Below are 21,912 nucleotides of genomic sequence, written 5' to 3'. Positions count from 1 at the left end.
TTGCTTATTTTTTTAGCATCAAGTCTTCCAATTCCTCTAAGGTTTTCCCTTTGGTTTCTGGCATCATAAAGGCAACAAAAAGCAATTGTAAAATCATCATAGCTGCAAAAACTAAAAACACCAAGCCACCACCAGCAACTTTTAATAATAACGGGAATAACGATGGAATTAATGCAGCCAACACCCAATGCGTTGAACTACCAAAGGCCTGCCCCGAAGCTCTTAAATGATTTGGGAAAATTTCTGAAATAAACACCCAAATAACGGCTCCTTGACCAACGGCATGGGCCGCAATAAATAGAAACAAGAAAAATGGCACCACCATTCCTGTCCATTCAAGGAAAAAAGCAGCAGATAATAAACTTAACGATACAATATAGGCCAAAGAACCAATGTACATAAGTGTTTTACGGCCTAGTTTATCTATTAAAAACACACCTAACAACGTGAATAATAAATTTGTAACCCCTAAACCAATACTATTTAATAAAGCCGAGTTTTCGCCCAATCCGGCAGCTTCAAAAATACGTGGCGCATAATACAACACAGCATTTATTCCTGAAAATTGATTAAAAAACGCAATTAAGAAAGCCAACATTAAAGGAAACCTGTATTTTTTTATAAAAATAGTTTCGGTTTTATCGCTTTTTGCTGCATGTACATGATGTTCGTTAATAAGTTCATCGATGTTTGCAGAAGGTTCTATCATTTCAAAAACTTCTCTAGCTTCGGCTTCTCTATTTTTTGAAAGTAACCAACGTGGACTTTTAGGCACTTGCAACGCAAATAAAATATACAATACCGCAGGAATAGCTTCTACACCTAGCATCCAACGCCAATCGTTTTCACCAATATCACTTAATAAATAATTTGAAGCATAAGCAATCATGATACCAAAAACAATATTGAATTGGTACATAGCTACCAAGCGTCCACGATCTTTAGCCGGTGCAATTTCTGAAATATAAGCAGGCGCCGCAATGGTTGAAGCTCCTACTCCTAACCCGCCAATAAAACGTGCAAAAGCAAATACATACGGATCGTTAGCCAAAGCCGAAGCAATTGCCGAAACTGCAAACAACACACCAATTACGATAAGCGTGTTTTTTCGTCCGTATTTATTAGTTGGCCAACCGCCAAAAATAGCACCAATAACAGTTCCCCAAAGTGCCATTCCCATAACTACAATACCGTGAAAAGCTTCAGACGACCCCCATAAGGCTTGTAATTTTTTATCGGCTCCCGAAATAACGACTACATCGAAACCGAATAAAAAACCAGCAAGTGCTGCTGTAATTGACCAGATTAATATTTTTCTATCCATTTATAATATATTTTAGTTGATTTTTAATTACTGTTTTAAAGGAATAACCATATTCCAAGTTTTTGTACCGTTGCTAAAACCACCAGGACCATCCATAGTGGCAAAGAAAATATGCGTTGGCACGCCGTTTTCTGTAAATACAAACGGGCGTTCTAATTGACCTTGTTTTATTGTTTTTCCGTTATTCCATTTTACGGTTTTAGTATAGGCTCTTGCCGATTTATCTACTTCCCAATGAATGCCATCTTTTGAATGTGCTAATAAACCATCGCCTTTACCTCCTGTTATTAATCCGCGTTGATCTTTTGCAACTAAATGAAATCCGTTATTATCGCTCCATAAATGCGGATCTTCAACCTCGCCCAAATGTTCCATAGAAAACAAAGGCTTTGTTCCTACAACAGTATATTCACCATCAAACGAAGGCGCTGTTGCAACACCTATACTCATGTCGCTATGTGTAATCCCATCCTCTTGATAACTTCTACCTTTAAATAAAAGCACCACAGAGCCATCATCTTTAATTAATGGTGATGGATTTGAGGTTAAAAAGCTGTAATAACTATTAGGTTCTACTTCTAGAATAGGTGCATCGAGTCGTTCCCAAGGTCCAAACGGACTCTTAGATGTTGCGACACCAACACGTTTACCCCAACGTGCAGCAATACACCATTTACTTTTTAAATCGAATTCCTCTAAATTGTCGTGATTAACTTCTTCGAAAGGATGTGTAGAGCCCATGTAATACAAAATATAAGTATCGTTATGTTTTACAATTTTAGGATTGTGGCATGAGCGACCATCCCAAAATTGAGCACCACGACTACCTAAAGCAACATCTTGAAATTTATATGGCCCTTCTGGTGTTTTTGATGTGGCATGAACAATTTCTGAAGCAACCATCCAACCGGGGTGAAATGGCAAATAATGTGGCCAACGCGACGCATACATGTGATATAAACCATCGTCTCCTTTTATAACCGAGCTTCCCCAAACCCAATAATCGTCCATTTGCAAACCGCCATCAACAGGTGCTTCATTTAAATTATCATAGATTATATTTTGCGCGTTACAGGCAAAAATTCCGAAGAAAAATAAAATTAAATATTTCACATTTGTCATTAAAATATGTCTTGATTTAGTTTAGATACAATGATATAAACTATGGCATGTTATTGATATAAAATATGAACCATAGCGTATAAACTATTGCTCATTTAACCGAACAACACTAATAACCACGGCTAATCGTTGATTTTGTATTAGTTTAAGGATTTTTAGCTTTAAAAAATTTATAGTTTTTAATTACTTTAACAACTGGCTTGGTGGAAAACCAAATTGCTGTTTAAAACGCCTGCTAAAATATAAGGGATCGTTAAACCCAACTAGGTTAGTAACCTCTGATACGTTGTATTTTTTTGTTTTTAATAATTGAGCCGATTTTTTTAATCGAACGGTTCGAATAAATTCATTTGGTGACAAATCGGTTAATGCTTTTATTTTCCGATATAATTTCGATGAACTTACCCCAAGTTTATCGCATAAATAGCTTGTGGTTAAATCGGGATTTTCAATATTATTATCTATAATATTTGCCAATTTTTCCATGAAGGCTTCATCGATAGGAGAATTAACTAGTAAACTAATTTCGCTATCGGTATCTCCAGAAAATTTGGCTTTTAAGTCGAACCTTGTTTTTACAATATTTGAAATTCTAGATTTTAATAAGGCTGGATCGAATGGTTTTACCAAATAGCCATCGGCTCCTAAATCGAAACCACGCACTTTATCTTCGTTTTCGGAAAGCGCCGTTAATAATATTACTGGAATGTGACTTATAGATTCGTCGTTTTTTAGTTCTTTGCAGAACTCTAAACCATCTTTTACAGGCATCATAACATCTGCAACACATAAAATAGGTTTTATTTTTCGGCATAACTGCAAACCTTCTTCTCCGTTTTCGGCTTCAAAAACCTGATAGTAATCCGAGAGGTAATCGATTAAATAATTTCGGAGTTCTAAATTATCTTCTATTACTAAAATCTTTTGTTTTATCTCCGTATTAGTTGATAGATTTTTTGGTGTTTTATCATTAAAAGGGACAAAATTTTCTTCATTTTTTTCTATTTCGAACACTTCATCTTCACTATAAAAATCGCGCGTTATTGGCAATAAAACTGTAAAAACACTACCTGTTTTAGGTTTACTTTTAACAGAAATTTCTCCTTTATGCAAATCAACTAGCGCCTTTACAAGAGACAAACCAATACCTGAACCTGTATTATTTTCTTTACTATTTGTAGCTTGATAAAAACGATTAAATATTTTTTCTTGGCTTTTTTTGGGTATTCCGATACCATCATCGGAAACTTCTATAATTAAATGCGTTTTATCGTTATTTTTAAAACCTACAAACAAATCGACATGGCCATATTTTTGAGTAAACTTTATGGCATTCGATAATAAATTATATAGAATTTTATCGCACTTATCTTTATCTAACCAACCCGAAATCGCATCAATTTCGGTATTAAAATTAAAATGAATATTTTTATTATATGCGAATTCTTTAAAGGAATCGAAGGTGTTTTGAGTAAATTGAATAACATTGGTTTTTGTTACTTTCAATTTTAGTTCTCCAGTTTGTGCTTTTCTAAAATCGAGCACTTGATTAACCAAATTTAACAATCTGCTTGCATTTTGATGTATAAGTTGGAAACGACTTTTTTGGTAGCTTGTGCTATTAATTTCTTTATCTTCTAACAGCTGTTTAGCCGGCCCTAAAATTAAGGTTAATGGTGTGCGTAACTCGTGCGAAATATTAGTGAAAAACCTTAATTTTTCGTTGTTTAATTTAACGTCGCGCTCCCGATTTACTTTTTCGGTTACTAACTCCTGTTTTAGTCGCATTCTATTTTTAACCTCGCGCCTAATAAAATAAGTAATTAGCCCAATTAATAATAAAAACAACACTAAGGCTTTATATGTTAACCAAAAGGGCTTATTAATTTTTATTTGATATGATTTTATCGCGCTCCAAACACCATCGCTATTACTTGCTTTTAACTGAAATTGATACTCACCAGGAAATAAATTGGTGTATTGAATAGTACGCGAATTACTGGTTGTGGTTACCCAATCTTTATCGAAACCATTTAATTTGTATTGAAATTGATTTAGTAATTGGTTAGTGTATGACGGTGTAGAAAATTGAAAAGAAAAGTTTCGAATATTATAATCTAACTCCAAAATTTGAGTTTCGTTAAAATCTTTTTCTAATGGAATTTTACCGTTTATTTCTTTACCAGGAATTACAATTTCGTTTTGTACTTTTATTTCGGTTATTATTGGTTTAGGTGCCAGTTTATTAATATTTAAGGCTTCTGGAGAAAAATGAATAACGCCGTTTTTACCACCCAAATAAATATTTGAAGCACCTTTACTAAAAAAACCTTTGGGACTATAATAATCTAATCGATTACCACTATCAACCCGATATGCATTGTAACTATTTGCTTTAAAATTATAACGCGCTACACTATTATTGTTAACATTTAACCATAAATTATTATTAGAATCGACTAATAAATCTGTAATCCAATTTTCGGTTAAAGCAGCAGGTTCTTCTGGTTGAACAAACTTGTTTTTAGTTTTATCGAAATAACAAAGTCCTTGCCTAGTTGCCACCCAAAGCACATCGTTTTTATCGAAAATAATATCACTTACATTAACGTGTGGCAACCCTGATTTTTGATCTGTTGCAGCCAAAAAATGCTCTTGAGTTTTTGTTTTTAGATTGTACTTTATTAATCCACCTTCGGTAGCAAACCAAACTTCATTGTTTTTCCCAAGAAGAATTTCGTTAATATCTCCCGTTTGCAACAAGTGGTCTCCGCTAATAACAGGTTTTAAATTGTTAGTATTTATTTTAATAGCCCCTTCGCCAAAAGAACCTACAATAAGTTGGTTGTTTCCTAAACGTTCGAACGCCACAATTGGGGTGTCATTAAAACCTACATCAACTACTTTTGCCGTACTATTTAAATAATTATAAACTAAAAGTTTACCATTCCATAACCCACAAAAAAACACGGTTCCATTAATGGTGTAAATACTTGCAATATCATAATTACCATGATATAAAGGTTTAAACCCGAAATCGCTAAAAACAAACAAACCGTTATGCCTTGTAGCAACAATTAAGTTGTTGTTATATGTTTTTGAAAAACCACGAATCCATGGCACTTGATTGCCAATGTATTTTGAAATATCTTTATTTAAATAAAACTGGTTTTGAAATGGATCGTATTTATCGAGTCCGTTTTCTGTACCAATCCAAAGCACGCCCGAAGCATCAAAAAACAATGAGGTCACCAAATTATCTACCAATGATGTGTAATTAGTTAAATCGGCAAAATAGTGTTTAAAGTGGCCTTCTTGAATATCTTCTAACTTATCACAAACCAATAATCCACCAATTGTACCAACCCAATATTTGCCATCTGGGGCTTGCGATACAGATATAAAATAAGAGCCGAGAGCTTCGCTTAATTCTTTATTTCGAACTTCTAAATGTTCAAATTTATTTTCAGACTTACTTAATTTATAAACCCCGTTACGCGTGCCTACAAATAAATTGGCTGCTTCATCTTGATATATAAAATTTAAATATGGGTTGTTTTCTGAAGTGTTTTTGTTTTGAATGGTATAAGTTGCTGTTTTCTGAATTTCACCATTGTTATTTAATACTATTTTAGCAACAGAAGCTGTACCGTAACTACCAATCCAAATATTACCTTCGTTGTCTTCAAAAATTTCTTTTATATAGTTAAAATTCGGCAAGTTTACCTTTTCAAATCGGTTTTCTTCAACATAAAACCAATATAAACCATGATCTTTTGTTCCAACCCAAACTCTATTAAAACGGTCGATATAAACCGACCTAATTTCATTATCGGGCAAACTATTTGCTGCTTCAGGTTGATTTAAATATGTGGTAAATTTATAGGTATTTAAATTAAGTTGTGTTAAGCCGTTTCTTGTTCCAATCCACAACCAATTATTGTTTTCATCATATTTTAAAGCGGTAATATCGTTATTATTGATGCTATTTTTGTCTCCCGAATTACTTAAATAGGTTTTAAATTCGTAGCCATCGAACCTGTTTAATCCAGAGAAAGTACCAATCCACAAAAACCCTTGTTTATCTTGAACAATGTGGCGTACGGAGTTTTGAGACAGCCCACCTTTATCGTTATAATGCTCGAATTTAATATCCTGAGCATTAATTGAACAAGTAATTAGTAAAAAAATATAAAATAGAAAACGGTTTAGCATAGTTGGTAATAATTTTCAAATCATTTAGGCTGCATATTTAAAAATGTTTTTGCGAATCGTTCTCCTAATTTACGCTCACTTATGGAGTTAAAATGTAAATTATCGCCTCGATCTGTAAGGTCTTCCGTTGAAACCGCTTCGGTATATTTATGCTTTTCGGCATAATTATGAATTATCATATTCATAGCTTTCCAAGTTTCACTATCTGTCCTAAAACCTCCTAATTCTCCCAAAATAATTGGTAGGTTTTTATTACCGGCCGCCTTCCGAAAGGATTTAAAAAGTCTATTTAAATTTTTATCATAATTTTTAATACCATTTTTATTAGCATCGCTTTCACCTTGATGCCATAATACACCTTTTACCGTTCCGTATGTTTTGGCGAAGTCCATGTTTGCTTTAAAATTAGTGAAGAGTTTTACTGTTCTATGTTCCTCATCATTTATCCATTTTGATATGCTGCTTCCTCCTACTGCTGTTGGTATTAGTAATATTGAAACATGCTCCGGAATTTCTTTTAAAAGAGTTCTTGCAAACGAAACACCACAATCTAACCCAGCCATTTTTGGCTCATAAAAATGTAATGGTTCTTTAGCCAAAACAATGGTATTTGATTTATTAATGGTTAAAATTCTAGAATTAGGGATGGTATCGTTTGGTTCGATAAAACCACGCCCCGCCATGTTTGATTGTCCTGCTAAAAAAAACACCCAAACATCTTTCTTTTCGGGTAAATTAGCTGCTTTTACTTCGGTTTTTGGGAAATTTAATTTCCGCTCGTATTTTGCAATTTGCATCGAATTAACCAGCTTATCAAGCCAAGACTCAGCCAATTTAGGCCAAGTTTTTGCTGCATTATTTCCTTTTCGTAATCCGTAACCATGACCGCCTTTAGCCAACATATGAAGCTCGACAGGCACTTTTTTATCTCGAAGTGCTTTGGTAATTTCTAATGCGCTATTTCCGTAAGGATCATCTACTGTACCAAATACAAAACAAGGTGGCGTAAAGTCGTTAAATTGAAATTCAGGACTAATAGTTCTGTCCTCTCCGCTATCTAAATACGCTGGATAAATAAGCATAGTAAAGTTTGGGCGTGGCGAAAAATCATCGACTTCATCTATTTTAGAGTAAGTTTCAATATTATAATTAATTGACGCTCTTGCGGCTAAATGCCCTCCGGCCGAAAACCCTAAGACTCCAATTTTATTGGTATTTAATTTATATAATTCAGCCTTACTTCTTACAACTTTTATTGCCCGTTGCACATCTTGAATAGCACCTGCTCTATTTTTTGGCACTCGATATTGCAAAACAAAGGCCGTATACCCCAATTGATTTAACCATTCAGCAATTTCGCAACCTTCTTTATCTATGGCTAAAATACCATAACCACCTCCAGGACAAACAATAACTGCAGCACCAGACTGATTTGGTTTTTCGGGTTTAAAAACGGTTAAAGTTGGCTGTGTTACTTTAGCCAATCGCATAACATTACCAGATGTATTTTCACTTACAACAGACTGCTGTTTTGCTTCGATTTGTCCTGGCACAGATTCTGGCCATAAATCGATTACCGTTTTATTATTTTGTTGCGCAACTAAAATTCCGGTTAAACTTAAGGCTAACCAAAAGGTACATTTTTGTAAAATTTTCATGAAATATTAAAATAGTGGACTTAAAAATAGAACTTTATTCAATAATTACAATTTAAGATCTTAATATTCTTCAAACTTTGCAGTTTCATTATTCTGTAAATTCCACATTAGTAAGTTTTACAACAACTGGATTGGGCCAAATTTTATTATTATACACCCGATGTGCTCTACTTATAGAAATTTCTAAACCTTTATTATGCTGAATAAACCGCGATTCTGGGTTGTTTTCTGGCCAATACTCTACTACTTTATCGTTTTGTCCTAAAACGGAGATTGTAGTTTTAGGAGTTGCCTTTAAGTATTTAATTAAAAAATTTCGTCTAAACCCTTTAAACCATTCGCCTTTTTGGTCGGTAATAAAAACATAAACCGCATTTTCTTTTTCGTTTTGTGTAAACCAAAGGTCGCCGTCTTTAATTTTGTGTGGCGCTGGCCTAATGTTTTTTATGCCTTCGTTATTAACAAACATCCATAAGGCTACTTCGCGTAATCGTTCTTCTTGTTCAATAGGAATTTCGCCGTTTGGCTTCGGTCCAATATTTAGTAAAAAGTTACCGCCTTTGGCTCTAATTTCAATTAGTTTTTCAATTAATTCGGTGCCCGATTTATAGGTTTCGTTTGTTGGTTTGTACTGCCATTGGGTTCCCATTGTCATGCAGGTTTCCCAGGGCCCTTCCATAGCGCCATCTGGTATTTTTTGCTCAGGCGTTTGCATTTCGCCACGAGTTACAACAATATCAGGATATTTTTCATGAACATATTGCACTATATTTTTCTTTGAAAACGAATCGAAAAATGCTAAATCTATTTTACCATATTTTGTAAATAATTCGTCTAGTTGTTTTTTATCATATTCAAATAAGGCTTCATTTTCTGTGGTTTGGGTCATCTCGCCTTTTCTTGAAATTAAATGCCCTTGTTTATGAATAAAACTAAAATCTTCTGGAGAAAAGTAAAACCCTACTTTTAAACCAAATTTGCGTAACGATTTCACCAACATACCAGTAATATCTTTCCCGTAAGGTGTATTCATTATATTAAAACTGGTGGTTTTGGTATCCCACATGCAAAATCCGTTATGATGCTTAGTTGTAAACATTACATATTCGGCACCTGTGAGTTTAAAAAGTCGCGCCCATTCATCAGGATCGAATTTATTTGGATAGAATGTTTTTGGTAATTCGTTCATATACCGATTTACATAATCTTCGGAAGCACCAACCATGGAGTGACTAATAACACTTCCTAACTGGGAATCCATACTCCAATGAATAAAAATACCAAAGCCCATGTCCATAAACTTCTCATTGAGTTCTGGCTTGTTTTTTAGCTGTGCAAATGATGAAAACACAATTAAAACTATTAGTAAAATTGAAATTTTCCCGGAACGATTCATTCGCTTAAATTTTTAGATTGGTTAGTCATTTCTAAATGCAGATTTCCGCCTTTAACAATATCATTATGTTTTATTGAAAAATCTTTTATTTCTGTGCCATTTAACGCTACTTTAGCTACATATACATTTGACTCACTGTTATTTTCACTTGTAATAACAAACTTATCACCTTTATAGTAATTTGAATTTAAATGAATAGTAACTTGGTTAAAAACTGGGCTTCCTATTTGATACTCTGGGTTTTCTTCGGTGCCACCATTTAACTGAAATAGTCCCATTTTAAGCAACACACTTAAACTTCCCATTAAACCTTGATCTTCGTCGCCAAAATACCCAACTTTCGGGCTTAAACCTCCAAAAGTTTTAGTAGCAACCTGTCGTGTCCAGAACTGCGTTAAATCTGGACGATTTAATTTATTAAATATAAAAGATGTTTGTATTGATGGCTGATTTCCAAAATTTATGGGCACACGACTATACTCGGGATGCGACTCTTGAGCATGCGAATTTCCAGCTGCAAAATTTTGTTTTTCGGCCGTTTTAAATTGTTCGTTTAGTTTCTCTGAAGCATTAAAAACACCTCCCATTAATTCTGCCAAACCATTAATATCGTGTGGCACAAACCAACTTGCTTGCGCTGCGTTAGACTCTATAAAGCCATGTTCTACTTGAAACGGATCGAAATGTTTTTTCCATTGGCCTTTTACATTTTTTGGACGTACCCAACCGGTTTCAACATCAAAAACATTTTTATAATTTTTAGACCGATTTATAAAATAATTATAATCACTTTCATGATTCAACTTTTTAGCTAATTGAGCCAAAGTATAGTCTTGGTATGCATACTCTAAAGTCATGCTAGCACCATCTTCATGTATACCAAATTTACCATCGGGCAACGGGTAAGGCACGTAACCTTGATTTATATAATATTTTAATCCGCCACCCTCAAAAGTATGGTGTTCATAGCCCGATTTTGCCATAATTCCATCTAACATATGGTTCTTTTTTAAAGCCTGATAAATAAACTCTAAATCGTTTTTTATAATGCCTTTCTGGATGGCTGAAACTATAAATGGTGTCGACGAAGCTCCCGTCATAACATTAGTATAATTACCACCTGAGGGACCACGAGGCACCAAACCACCATCGTTATAATATTGCATTAAGGAATGCACAAATTCTTCCATAATTTCTGGATAAACTAAGCCCCAAAGCGTGTTTAAAGTCCATTGAGCTCCCCAAAAAGAATCGGAATTATAATGATTAAATTTAGGTTTTCCATGGGCGTTTAATGGTAATTGTCCTATTTTAAAATCTTCTCCAGTTAAATCCGGATAAGCACCATTTACATCGCTAATAATGCGACGCCCTTGTAACGCATGCCACAAATCGGTATAAAATCGGGATTGGCTTTCATCTGTTCCGCCTTGAATTTCAATTCTACCTAATAAATCGTTCCATTGTTTTTTAGAGGCCTCAACAACCTTATTAAAATCCCAATCTGGAAGTTCTTCGTTTATGTTTAATTCGGCATTTTTTGTAGACGTGTAAGATATACCAAGCTTCATAAGCACTGGTTTACTAACATCGTTGAGTGTAATTAAATAATTTCCCGTTTTTTTATCTTTTTCAATAGCATCAATATCGGTATTCAATTTAACCTTAAAAAATACAGTAATAGGTTTAGGCCTTCGTCCTGTTTTTGTCATGGTAACACTTCCCGAAAGCTCACGAACAGAATCTTGTTTTAAATCACCATTTTCGTTTTTACAAGGCCCAAGTTTTGTATTTAAATTGAATAATATCGCCGATTGTTGGGTATTTGGAAAACTATATTCATGCAAACCAACCCGAGTTGTACTGGTTAGTTTTGCAGAAATATTATAACGATTTAATTGCACTTGATGAAAGCCAGGGTTTACAGTTTCGGTTTCGTGGCTAAATTTTGAATAAAAGTCCTGATATATTTTACTTTTTTCTGTTTGTGAAATTGTAACAGGCATAACTGACACACCCGCCATTTGCCACGCATGAATATGGCTAAAGCCTTTTATAGTATCAGTTTTATATCGATAACCACTACCCCAAGCACCACCAATTTGCGTGTCTGGGCTTAAATTTACCATACCAAAGGGTCTGGATGCCGAAGAAAAGAAAAACCACCGGGAATTTTCGGTGTCTAACCACGGGTAAACTTTTGCCGTATAATCTACGGTTTCGATTGTTTTTTGAACCTGTTCTGTCTTTGTATTTTGGCAAGACAAAAACCAAGCAAAAATCAAGCACATTACAGGAATAACTTTTTTAAATATAAACAGGTTCTTCATAAACGTATTACTCTTTTATTATTGAAACTTGATTTTATTGCAACTTAATTTTTTTTAAAACAGGCAGACAAATAAGTCTGCCTGTAAAAACTAAAAAAACTAACTCAAAAATCAAAATTTGAATTCTATTTTATTAATAATTAGGATTTTGATCCATAGTATTAGGAGACAACGCAATTTCTCTTGTTGGTATTGGTCTTAATAAATGCTTTGAAGCATCAAAAGCACCATGATCTACCACATGTGGGTTGTATAACTCTATGCGTTCTTCTAATTTCCCCATTCGCTTTAGCGAAGCCCACCTATTGGTTTCTCCTGCTAATTCTAGCGCGCGTTCTTCTAAAATTACATCTAAATTTATTGTTGAATAAAAATCGACATCGCCTGTGGCGCGTTCACGAACTCTATTTATATGAAACAACGCTTGTGTGGTGTTACCTGCTCCTAAATAGGCTTCAGCAGCCAATAAATGTGTTTCTGCAATTCTAAAAATAAAAGTATCTCTCGCACCTCCATTTTGATCGTTATAAATTTCGTCATCAAACTTTTTCATGATTGGAAAATTTATAAAATACGGATTTGAAGAATAGGTATAATTTACATCTGGAATATCATCTGGTTTTCCCCACAAGTATTCATCGGGTTGGAACACCCAATATCTGTCTAACTTATCGGTGAGTTCTGCAATATCTATGGGTTCTTTCGGGAAATAAACAACCGTATCACCAGGAATAATAATATCGTCTTCCCAAGCCGAATCTTCGTCGGCATAAATTACGCGATGAATCGTTGCATCTTCTCGTGTATCGTTATCTGCAAATAAAGAATAGAAATATGGCGTCATCATTAAGCCATCACCTTGTACGCCGTATTGATTTGACCTGCTAACACCTGGCAAATCAAATAAATTATACATAAATAAGGAATGCTTGTTATTGTTTCTATCTTCATCAAAACCATTATTTTCCCAATGGGCTGCGAATAAAATTTCATCGTTTATTTGATTACCATAATCGAACACCTCAGCAAATGTTTGGTTTCTAATATCATAACCATCAATAGCTTCTACAGCTAAATCTGCAGCTGTTTGAAAATCGTTAGTTCCGGCAAAAGTTTTATACGCTCTGGTTAAATACACCTCAGATAGTAAGTGTTTTGCTGCACGAATTGATAAGCGACCAATTTCAGGATCGGCCTCCAAATCTGGAATCGCAGCTTCCAACTCGCTAATAATTAAGCTAAACGTTTCTTCTTCCGTAGAACGCGTGTAATCATTTCGAATACTTAAAGGTTCTTCCAGATCTAATACTACACCACCATATTGTACTACTAAATTAAAAAACGCCAATGCTCTTAAAGCTCGTGCTTGAGCTATACCATAGGCTTTTGCTTCTAAATTGGTATCGCTCCAATTAACTTGGTTTTCGTAACGGTTAATAGCTGTATTTGCTTTTGCAATTACGTTATAATTTACACTCCAAACGCCGTTGGTTTCTGGAGCTATAAAATTATTGTAATCGTTCGCACTGCTAAAAGCAAACAATTCGCTTTTTGTGGTAAAAATATCTGTTCCAGCAAATTTATAGCCATGATTTCTGTAAACCGCTCGTGTAGCCGTATAAACCCCAATTACAAGTTGGTCGGCATTATCTTCGTTAATAAAAGTTTCACTCGTAATATCTGAATATGCATCTTCTTGAATAAAATCGTCGCAAGCAATAAAGCAAAACGCTACAGCAAGAATGATAACTATTGATTTTATATTTTTATTTGTTTTCATGTGTTTAAGAATTAAAAATTAGTAAGCTAACTTAAGTCCGAATAAAACCGTTTTCATCATATAACCTGCGTTATAGGTATTTCCTAGTGCAGTTTCTGGATCTGGCCCCGCATAATCTGTAAACGTAAATGGATTTTGAAGATCTAAGGTTAACCTTAAACTTGACATTTTTAGTTTATCTAGCATAGGTTGATTAAAATTATACCCTAACCCTATATTACCAATTTTAATAAAATCTACATCTACGTAATAATCGTTTCCTGTTGATGCATACTGTGCTGCTGGATATTTGGCACCTTGATTATTAGGCGACCAATAATCTAAATCTACTTTATTAAACTTAGCTCTATCGTTTTGCCAAGGCGCAAAGTTGTTATAGAACTCCGAATGCCCATAAGCTCCAAATCTTGCATGCATTTGCACTGTTAAATCGAGGTTTTTGTAGGAGAAGGTATTCGTCATACCTCCAATCCAATCGGGAGATATAGAACCAATTACAACATTATCATCTTGATTAAGCAGACCATCGTCATTTTGGTCTACATATTTCCATTGTCCTGGGAAGGCTCCATAGGTGTGTGCTTCTGCAGCCTCATCGAGCTGCCATATACCATCAAACTGGTAACTATAAATAGCATCTACTGGTTGCCCTATTTCGCGAACACCGTGATTTCCGTAAGGATAACTATCTAAATCGCCATCCAATTCAATAATTTCGTTTTTATTACGGGCGTAGTTTAAGCTGGTTGTCCATTTAAAATTTTCGGTTTGAACGTTAGTTGTGTTTAATGTAATTTCAACACCTTTGTTTCTTACCGAACCATAGTTACCAATTGCAGTTCCATAACCCGAAATAGCTGATAGCGTTTTACCTAAAATAGCATCGACTGTTTTCTTATTATAAACTTCTAATCCTAAACGTACTCTATTTTGAATTACGGCTAAATCTATACCTACGTTAACTTCTTTAGAGCGTTCCCAAGTTAATTCTTGGTTTGCTAATCCTGCTACTTGCACCCCATTTAAGTGGTCTTCTCCAAAAACATAATCGGCTCCGTTTAAAAATGCAAAAGATTGATATGGTCCAATAACATTATCGTTACCAGACTCACCATAACTAACACGTAATTTTAAGTTACTTAACCAATCTACATTTTTTAAAAATGTTTCATCACTGGCTTTCCAAGCAAATGCTGCCGAAGGGAAAAATGCCCATTCGTGACCAACAGCTAATTTAGAAGAGCCGTCGTATCTACCTGTAAAAGTGAACAGATATTTATCGTTTAAGCTATAGTTTAATCTACCTGCAAAAGAAGACAAGGTTTCTTTTTCGTAGTCTGTTGCGTATGTTCTAACATCTAAACCAGCAGCAGTATTGTAATATTGATAAATATCGGTGTCGAAATTCCTGGTTTCAATATTACTGTATTCATCCTGTCTGTAATAAACAGAGGATATTAAAGTGGTTTTTAAATTGTGTCCCTCAGCAACATCAAAATTCATATCTACAATATTATCCCATGTATAAGAGGTATCGAAAAAAGCATCGTAATACGCACGTGTTCGGGTTTCGTCATTTCTTGCAGATTTTGTTAATAAACCAAATTGTTGCCCATGACGTGTAGTTCGTAAATTTGGTGCAAATTGCGTTTTAAAACTCAACCACTTTGTAGGGGTATAATTTAAAAATACGTTTGCTATAACATCTAAAGCTCTGGTATTATTTAACCAAGCATCTTCATATGCTTCGTAGTATGGGTTTGTAAACCTACCATCTTGATCGTCTGGAAATAAAATTAAGTTTCCATCTGGATCTCTTGGATTAACCGTTGGTGCTAACCGAAGTGTACTTCTAAATAGCTCGTTACTTCCGGTTTCTCTTTCAGATAATGATAAATAGGCTTTTAAACCTGCCGTAAACTTATCTGACACTTTTTTTGTAATAGCAGTGCTTAAGTTGTAACGTTCAAATTTTTCAATTCCCATAACACCTTCATTACTTAAATACCCGATAGAACCGTTATAGGTTAGACCATTGCTACCACCAGACATGGCAATAGTATGGCTGGTTTGAATACCGGTTTTTAAATAATCGTTTTGCCAATCGGTATAACGACGGTTGGCAACGTTATCGGCCTCTTCATTTGAAGATCTAAATTCTCCTGAAAAATCTATAGGAACATTATTATAATCGCTAACCGTTGGGTAATAAGGCGTATCGTAATCGAAAAGTCCTTGCCAAGCGCTGCTTCGTAAAACATCTTCAACAAAAGCGACATACTCATCACCAGTAAACATATCTGGTTTATTAGCTACAGAGTTTATACCTAAAGTAGCTTCGTAAGTAAACCGTGTAATACCTTCAACTCCGTTTTTTGTTGTTATTATTACAACACCATTAGCTCCTCGCGACCCATAAATTGCAGTTGCAGAAGCATCCTTTAATATATCGACCTGCTGAATATCGGACGGATTTAAAATATTAATATCATCGAAAAACACACCATCTACAACAAATAGCGGTTTGGACAAGTCGCCATCAAAATTTAAACCATCTCTGGTTTCGTCATTATTTTGAATAACCGTATTACCTCTAATATCAAAAGAAAGAGGTGCTCCTGGTTTGTTGTTAGTGGTTCTTACATCTACACCAGCAATACGACCTTGTAAGGCTTGCCCTAAATCGGTTTTCTTTTGCTGGGTAATTTCTTTTGTTCCTATTGAAGCGACGGCACCAGTTAAATCGGTTCGCTTAACAGAGCCATAACCAATTACTACTACTTCATCGAGTTCGGAGGCATCTTCTTGCATTTTCACATTTAAAAATGTTTGTCCTGTAAAAGTAACTTCCTTACGAACATACCCTAAATAGGTAAACACAAGAACGTCTCCATTATTAACGGCAATCTGGAAATTACCGTCAAAATCTGTTGCAGCTCCAGTATTACTACCTTTTACAATTACGTTTACCCCAGGTAAGGATAAACCTTGGTCATCGGTTACGGTTCCAGACACTTTAGTCTGAGCCCATGATATGCTGGTTAGGCATAAAACCATGACTGTCATCATTAGTTTAATTGTTTTCATAAATACTTATTTGTTTAGTTGTTGTTGCCAAATTAGATGTATTCCTTAAATCTTAAATGGACTATCAATTCACATTCATGGACTCATCGGTCAATTCATACTTTTAAACAAATCTGTAAGAAAACCTGCAATAGTTAAAAAAGCTATATAATTTATTACAACAAAACCCTTTTGAAAAGAACGAATAATCCATATATTTGAGTGATCCCTCCATTAATCTACTGTTACTTAATTCTATCTTGTGAATTAATTTTCTTAAAACCACTAAACATGAAAAAACCTGTATTTTATAGCAAAATACTTCTTGTTGCTATTTTAATAATATTTTATAACTGCAAACAAGTGCCAACAGATACAACCCCATGGATTCCACTTTTTAACGGCGAAAACTTAAACGGTTGGTCTCAAAAAGGCGGCAAAGCCAATTACACGGTTAAAAACGGAACCATTGTTGGAAGTACGGTGTACGATACTCCAAATTCGTTTTTAACTACCAATAAAATGTACGATGATTTTATTCTTGAATTAGATTATAAAGTTGATTCTACAATGAATAGCGGCATACAAATACGAAGCAATAGTTTTCCGCATTACAAAAACGGTCGTGTTCATGGCTATCAAATAGAAATTGATCCCTCAAAAAGAGCTTGGAGTGCAGGAATTTACGATGAAGCAAGACGTGGTTGGCTTAATACTTTAGAGCAAAACCCAGAAGCACAAAAAGCTTTTAAACAAAATGATTGGAACCACTATCGTATTGAAGCTATTGGAGACACTATTAAAACGTGGATTAACGGTGTGCCGGCTTCTCATTTAATTGATGATAAAACAGCTAGCGGATTTATTTGCTTACAAGTACATAGTATTAAAAAGGATAAAAAAGAAGGCACAGAAATAATTTGGAAAAACATCAATATTTTAACCGATAGTCTTTCAAAATACAGCAAAAAAACGCCTATCAAACCAATAATCACCAAAAACCATTTAACCATAGATGAAGAAAAAAAAGGTTGGAAACTACTTTGGGATGGTAAAACCACAAATGGATGGCGCGGTGCTAAGCTCGATCATTTCCCAGAAAAAGGCTGGGTAATTGAAGACGGTATTTTAAGCGTTTTATCTTCGGGTGGAGCCGAATCTAGAGCTGGTGGCGATATTGTAACAACTGAACAATTTAGCGATTTTGAGCTAAAAGTTGATTTTAAACTTACTCCAGGAGCCAACAGTGGAATAAAATATTATGTAGATACTGAAATTAATAAAGGCCCAGGATCGTCTATTGGATTAGAATACCAAATTCTAGACGACGATTTACACCCTGATGCGAAAAAAGGTAACCACGAAGGAAGCCGTACTGTTAGTTCTTTATACGATTTAATAAAAGCCGATCCGAACAAACCTGTAAAACCAATTGGCGAATGGAATACAGCACACATCATATCTAAAAACAACCATATAGAACATTGGTTAAACGGTATGAAAGTTTTAGAATACGAGCGCAAAAGCGACAACTACAGAAAACTAGTTTCGGAAAGTAAATATGTAAAATGGCCAAATTTTGGCGAATTAGATAAAGGTCAAATTTTGCTTCAAGATCATGGCGATTTTGTGTCTTTTAAAAATATTAAAATTCGTCCTATTAACAACTAAACTAAACACCACAATGAGTTCAAACAGAAGAGATTTTATAAAAAAAGCAGCATTAGGTGCCGCTGGCACAACATTAATTTCAAACAGCATAAATGCTATGTCGGCAAAAAGCTACAATAAAATTATTGGCTCCAACGACAGAATAAATGTTGCTATTCAAGGTTTAGGAAGACGTTATGGCTCGTATATGCGTCCTATTTACGACAAAAGCAACAACATTGAATTAAGCTATTTATGCGATGTTATGAAAAGCCAACGCGATAAAGCGGCTAAAGAGGTCGATAAAAACAGCAACCACAAACCTAAACTAGAAAATGATATAAGAAACATTTTAAACGACAAACATGTTGATGCCATTTTTATGGCCACACCAGACCATTGGCACGCGCCTGGAGCTTGTATGGCTGTAACTGCTGGTAAACATGTATATTTAGAAAAACCATGTAGCCACAACCTAGCAGAAGGCGATTTACTTATTGCCTATCAAAAAAAATATGGTAAACATATACAAATGGGAAACCAGCAACGTTCGTCGCAACAATCGCAAGAAATTATTAAAGAAATACATAACGGCGTTATTGGTGATGTTTACAACGCCATTGCCTTTTACACCAGTAAACGAGGGCGCGTTCCTAACCAAGTACAAACAGCACCGCCAGAAGGCTTAGATTGGGAATTATTTCAAGGTCCAGCTCCACGTCGTGCTTATACCGATAATACTTGGAATTACAATTGGCATTGGTATGGATGGGATTACGGAACTGCAGAAATGGGTAATAATGCTACACACGAACTAGATATTGCACGTTGGGCTTTAGGTGTTAAAATTCCTGAACATGTTGAAGTTAAATCTGGAAAATTTCATTACAAAGATGATGGTTGGGAAATGTACGACACTATGGAAGCGACCTTTACATTTTCTGGTAATAGAACCATTCAATGGGATGGCCGCAGTAGAAATGGATACGACAAATATGGTGCTGGTAGAGGTACTATAATATTTGGATCGAATGGCTCTGTATTTATCGACAGAGATGGGTATAAACTTTACGACATTAAAGGAAAGTTAGTGAAAGACAACATTGTTCCAGGGTTGGAAAACGGCAATACACTTGGCGGTGGTGGCGGTTTAACCGTCGCCCATACCTTAAACTTTTTTGATGCCATTCGAGGAAAATCAGAATTAACTTCACCTATAGAACAAGGCGCCATTAGTCAAATGTTAACCCATTATGCCAACATTGCTTCAAGAATTGATGAATCTTTTGAGGTCGATGAGGTTTCTGGAAGAATTTTTAACCGAGAAGCCATGAAATTATGGTCTAGAACTTACGAACCAGGATGGGAAATTAAACCTGTTTAATTATTTTTTATATCAAGCCTTAAGTTAAAACACTTGAGGCTTTTTTTATTTTAAATGACATCTGTCGCTTTAAACATGCTGTCCGTCTAAGAAAATTGCCCCAAAATTATCTCTTTATTAATTTCAATAAAAACTATTCTAATGAAAAACACCATACTTTTAATAGCCAGTTTAGTGCTAACTTTAAATTCGTTTAGCCAAACCAACGATAAGATACAATTAGAAAACTCTTTTTTTAAACCTAAAAAAGTAGTTAAAATTAAAGACGGCCATTATTTTATAGACTTCGGAAAAGCCTTTTTTGGCACTGTTGAACTAACAGCAACTCAAAATCAAAACGATACATTAATAGTTCATTTAGGAGAAAAACTAATTGAAACATATAAAATTGACAGAAAACCTGGTGCAACTATTAGGTACAGAAAATCTGTTTTACCAAATTTATTATCCCATACGCCAACAAGCGTAAGCATGAAAGCCTTTAAAAGAAACACCACAGGAGCAGCCATAATGTTACCAGATTCGGTTGGAGCAATAATTCCATTTCGTTACGCCGAAGTTGAAAACCTAAAAATCCCAATAGATAAAATTACATTTAAACAAAAGGTGCTACACGCAAAATTTAACGATGATGCCAGTTATTTTTCATCTTCCAACCCAATTATGGATTCTATTTGGGCGCTATGTAAACACACTATAAAAGCAACTACATTTACCGGATATTATGTAGATGGCGATCGTGAGCGCATTCCTTACGAAGCCGATGCTTATATAAATCAACTTAGTCATTATAGCGTTGATAGTCTTTACGCCATGGCACGCCGTACCAATGCCTATTTTATTGACCACCCAACATGGCCAACCGAATGGCTGCTGCATACTGTGCTAATGTTTTATGCCGATTATATGTACACTGGCGACCTACAACCTTTAGAAGACCATTACGACAATTTAAAGCTTAAAACATTGATGGATTTAGAACGACCTGATGGCTTAATAAGCTCGAAATCGCCAAACTTAACTAAAGATTTAATTAAAAAATTAGGGTTTAAAAATCCGAATACTAAAATTAAAGATATTATAGATTGGCCTCCAGCGCAAAAAGATACCGGTTGGAAACTAGCTACTGCCGAAGGCGAAAGAGATGGTTACGAAATTGTTGATGTTAACACCGCCATAAACGCCTTTTATTACAAAAACATGGTTTTAATGAGCGAAATTGCTGAAGCTTTAAATAAAACAGATGATGCTAAAATCTTTAATGAAAAAGCAAAACAAGTAAAACAAGCCATAAATAATACGTTTTTAGATTCTGAAAAAGGCATTTATATTGATGGCGAGGGCTCAAAACATGCCTCTTTACACGGCAATATGTTACCTTTAGCATTCGATTTAGTTCCAGAAGAACACATTGCTTCGGTGACTAAGTTTATAAAATCAAGAGGAATGGCTTGTAGTGTATATGGTGCTCAATATTTACTAGAAGGTTTATATAAATATGATGAAGAACGATATGCAAATCAACTAATTTCCGATACCATTGGAGATAGAAACTGGTGGAACATGATTAAAGTTGGTTCCACTATGGCTATGGAAGCTTGGGCTGTAAAATACAAACCCAACACCGATTGGAATCATGCTTGGGGAACCGCTCCGCTAAACGCTATCACGCGTTATTTATGGGGTATACAACCTAAAACCCCAGGTTTTAAAATTGCACAGATAACACCTAAAATGGGCGACTTAACTCATTCTAAAATAAAAACACCAACGCAACATGGTATTATTTTAGGAAATTATGAAAAAACCTCGGCACAAACCTCTACATTTACAATAACAATTCCAGACAGAATGACTGCCGAATTTTCACCACCTAAACCTTTTAAAAAAGCTTACTTAAACAATAAAAAAGTAAAGCGCAAAGTAAATTCAGTTACATTAAAGTCTGGTGAGAGTATTATTAAATTAGTAAACTAAACACAATAAA

The 21,912-nt window shown here is 34.8% G+C and carries 11 protein-coding genes; 3 read left to right on the top strand and 8 right to left on the bottom strand.

What is annotated here, in order from left to right:
- Positions 1–4: 4 nt before the first annotated feature.
- From PW52_RS02130 to PW52_RS02090, 8 genes are all read right to left on the bottom strand, one after another.
- The gene (locus PW52_RS02130; protein ID WP_044631241.1) at positions 5–1,324 is read right to left on the bottom strand and encodes a sugar porter family MFS transporter; all 1,320 of its coding nucleotides are present in this window, start codon (positions 1,322–1,324) and stop codon (positions 5–7) included.
- A gap of 27 nt (positions 1,325–1,351) precedes the next feature.
- Entirely contained in the window at positions 1,352–2,446 is a 1,095-nt protein-coding gene (locus tag PW52_RS02125) for a glycoside hydrolase family protein (RefSeq protein ID WP_044631240.1), read from the bottom strand.
- 183 nt (positions 2,447–2,629) lie between these two features.
- Complete coding sequence (locus PW52_RS02120; RefSeq protein WP_044631239.1) at positions 2,630–6,661, bottom strand: hybrid sensor histidine kinase/response regulator transcription factor; 4,032 nt, start codon at positions 6,659–6,661, stop codon at positions 2,630–2,632.
- 20 nt (positions 6,662–6,681) lie between these two features.
- Positions 6,682–8,319 carry a sialate O-acetylesterase gene (locus PW52_RS17495; protein WP_165586743.1) on the bottom strand — a complete coding sequence of 546 codons (1,638 nt, stop codon included), beginning with the start codon at positions 8,317–8,319 and terminating at the stop codon, positions 6,682–6,684.
- Positions 8,320–8,407: 88 nt separating this feature from the next.
- Positions 8,408–9,715, bottom strand: a complete 1,308-nt coding sequence (locus tag PW52_RS02105; RefSeq protein WP_044631238.1) for an alpha-L-fucosidase — start codon at positions 9,713–9,715, stop codon at positions 8,408–8,410.
- Positions 9,712–12,045 carry a GH92 family glycosyl hydrolase gene (locus PW52_RS02100; RefSeq protein WP_044631237.1) on the bottom strand — a complete coding sequence of 778 codons (2,334 nt, stop codon included), beginning with the start codon at positions 12,043–12,045 and terminating at the stop codon, positions 9,712–9,714. The genes PW52_RS02105 and PW52_RS02100 overlap by 4 nt, the downstream gene beginning before the upstream one ends.
- Positions 12,046–12,178: 133 nt before the next feature.
- Positions 12,179–13,825 (bottom strand): RagB/SusD family nutrient uptake outer membrane protein, encoded by a 1,647-nt coding sequence (locus tag PW52_RS02095; RefSeq protein ID WP_044631236.1) that lies wholly within the window; start codon positions 13,823–13,825, stop codon positions 12,179–12,181.
- A gap of 18 nt (positions 13,826–13,843) precedes the next feature.
- On the bottom strand, positions 13,844–16,912 hold the full coding sequence (locus PW52_RS02090; RefSeq protein WP_082050805.1) for a SusC/RagA family TonB-linked outer membrane protein: 3,069 nt from the start codon (positions 16,910–16,912) through the stop codon (positions 13,844–13,846).
- Between the two features lie 270 nt (positions 16,913–17,182).
- On the opposite strand from PW52_RS02090, the gene PW52_RS02085 reads away from it, so the two are divergent.
- From PW52_RS02085 to PW52_RS02075, 3 genes are all read left to right on the top strand, one after another.
- The gene (locus tag PW52_RS02085) at positions 17,183–18,562 is read left to right on the top strand and encodes a 3-keto-disaccharide hydrolase (protein WP_044631235.1); all 1,380 of its coding nucleotides are present in this window, start codon (positions 17,183–17,185) and stop codon (positions 18,560–18,562) included.
- 13 nt (positions 18,563–18,575) lie between these two features.
- Positions 18,576–19,925, top strand: a complete 1,350-nt coding sequence (locus PW52_RS02080; protein WP_044631308.1) for a Gfo/Idh/MocA family protein — start codon at positions 18,576–18,578, stop codon at positions 19,923–19,925.
- Positions 19,926–20,066: 141 nt separating this feature from the next.
- Positions 20,067–21,902 (top strand): alpha-L-rhamnosidase-related protein, encoded by a 1,836-nt coding sequence (locus tag PW52_RS02075; RefSeq protein WP_052823330.1) that lies wholly within the window; start codon positions 20,067–20,069, stop codon positions 21,900–21,902.
- Positions 21,903–21,912 lie beyond the last annotated feature (10 nt).

It is taken from the genome of Neotamlana sedimentorum, assembly GCF_000943565.1.
GTDB lineage: Bacteria > Bacteroidota > Bacteroidia > Flavobacteriales > Flavobacteriaceae > Neotamlana > Neotamlana sedimentorum.
This window is presented reverse-complemented; position numbering and strand designations above follow the sequence as displayed.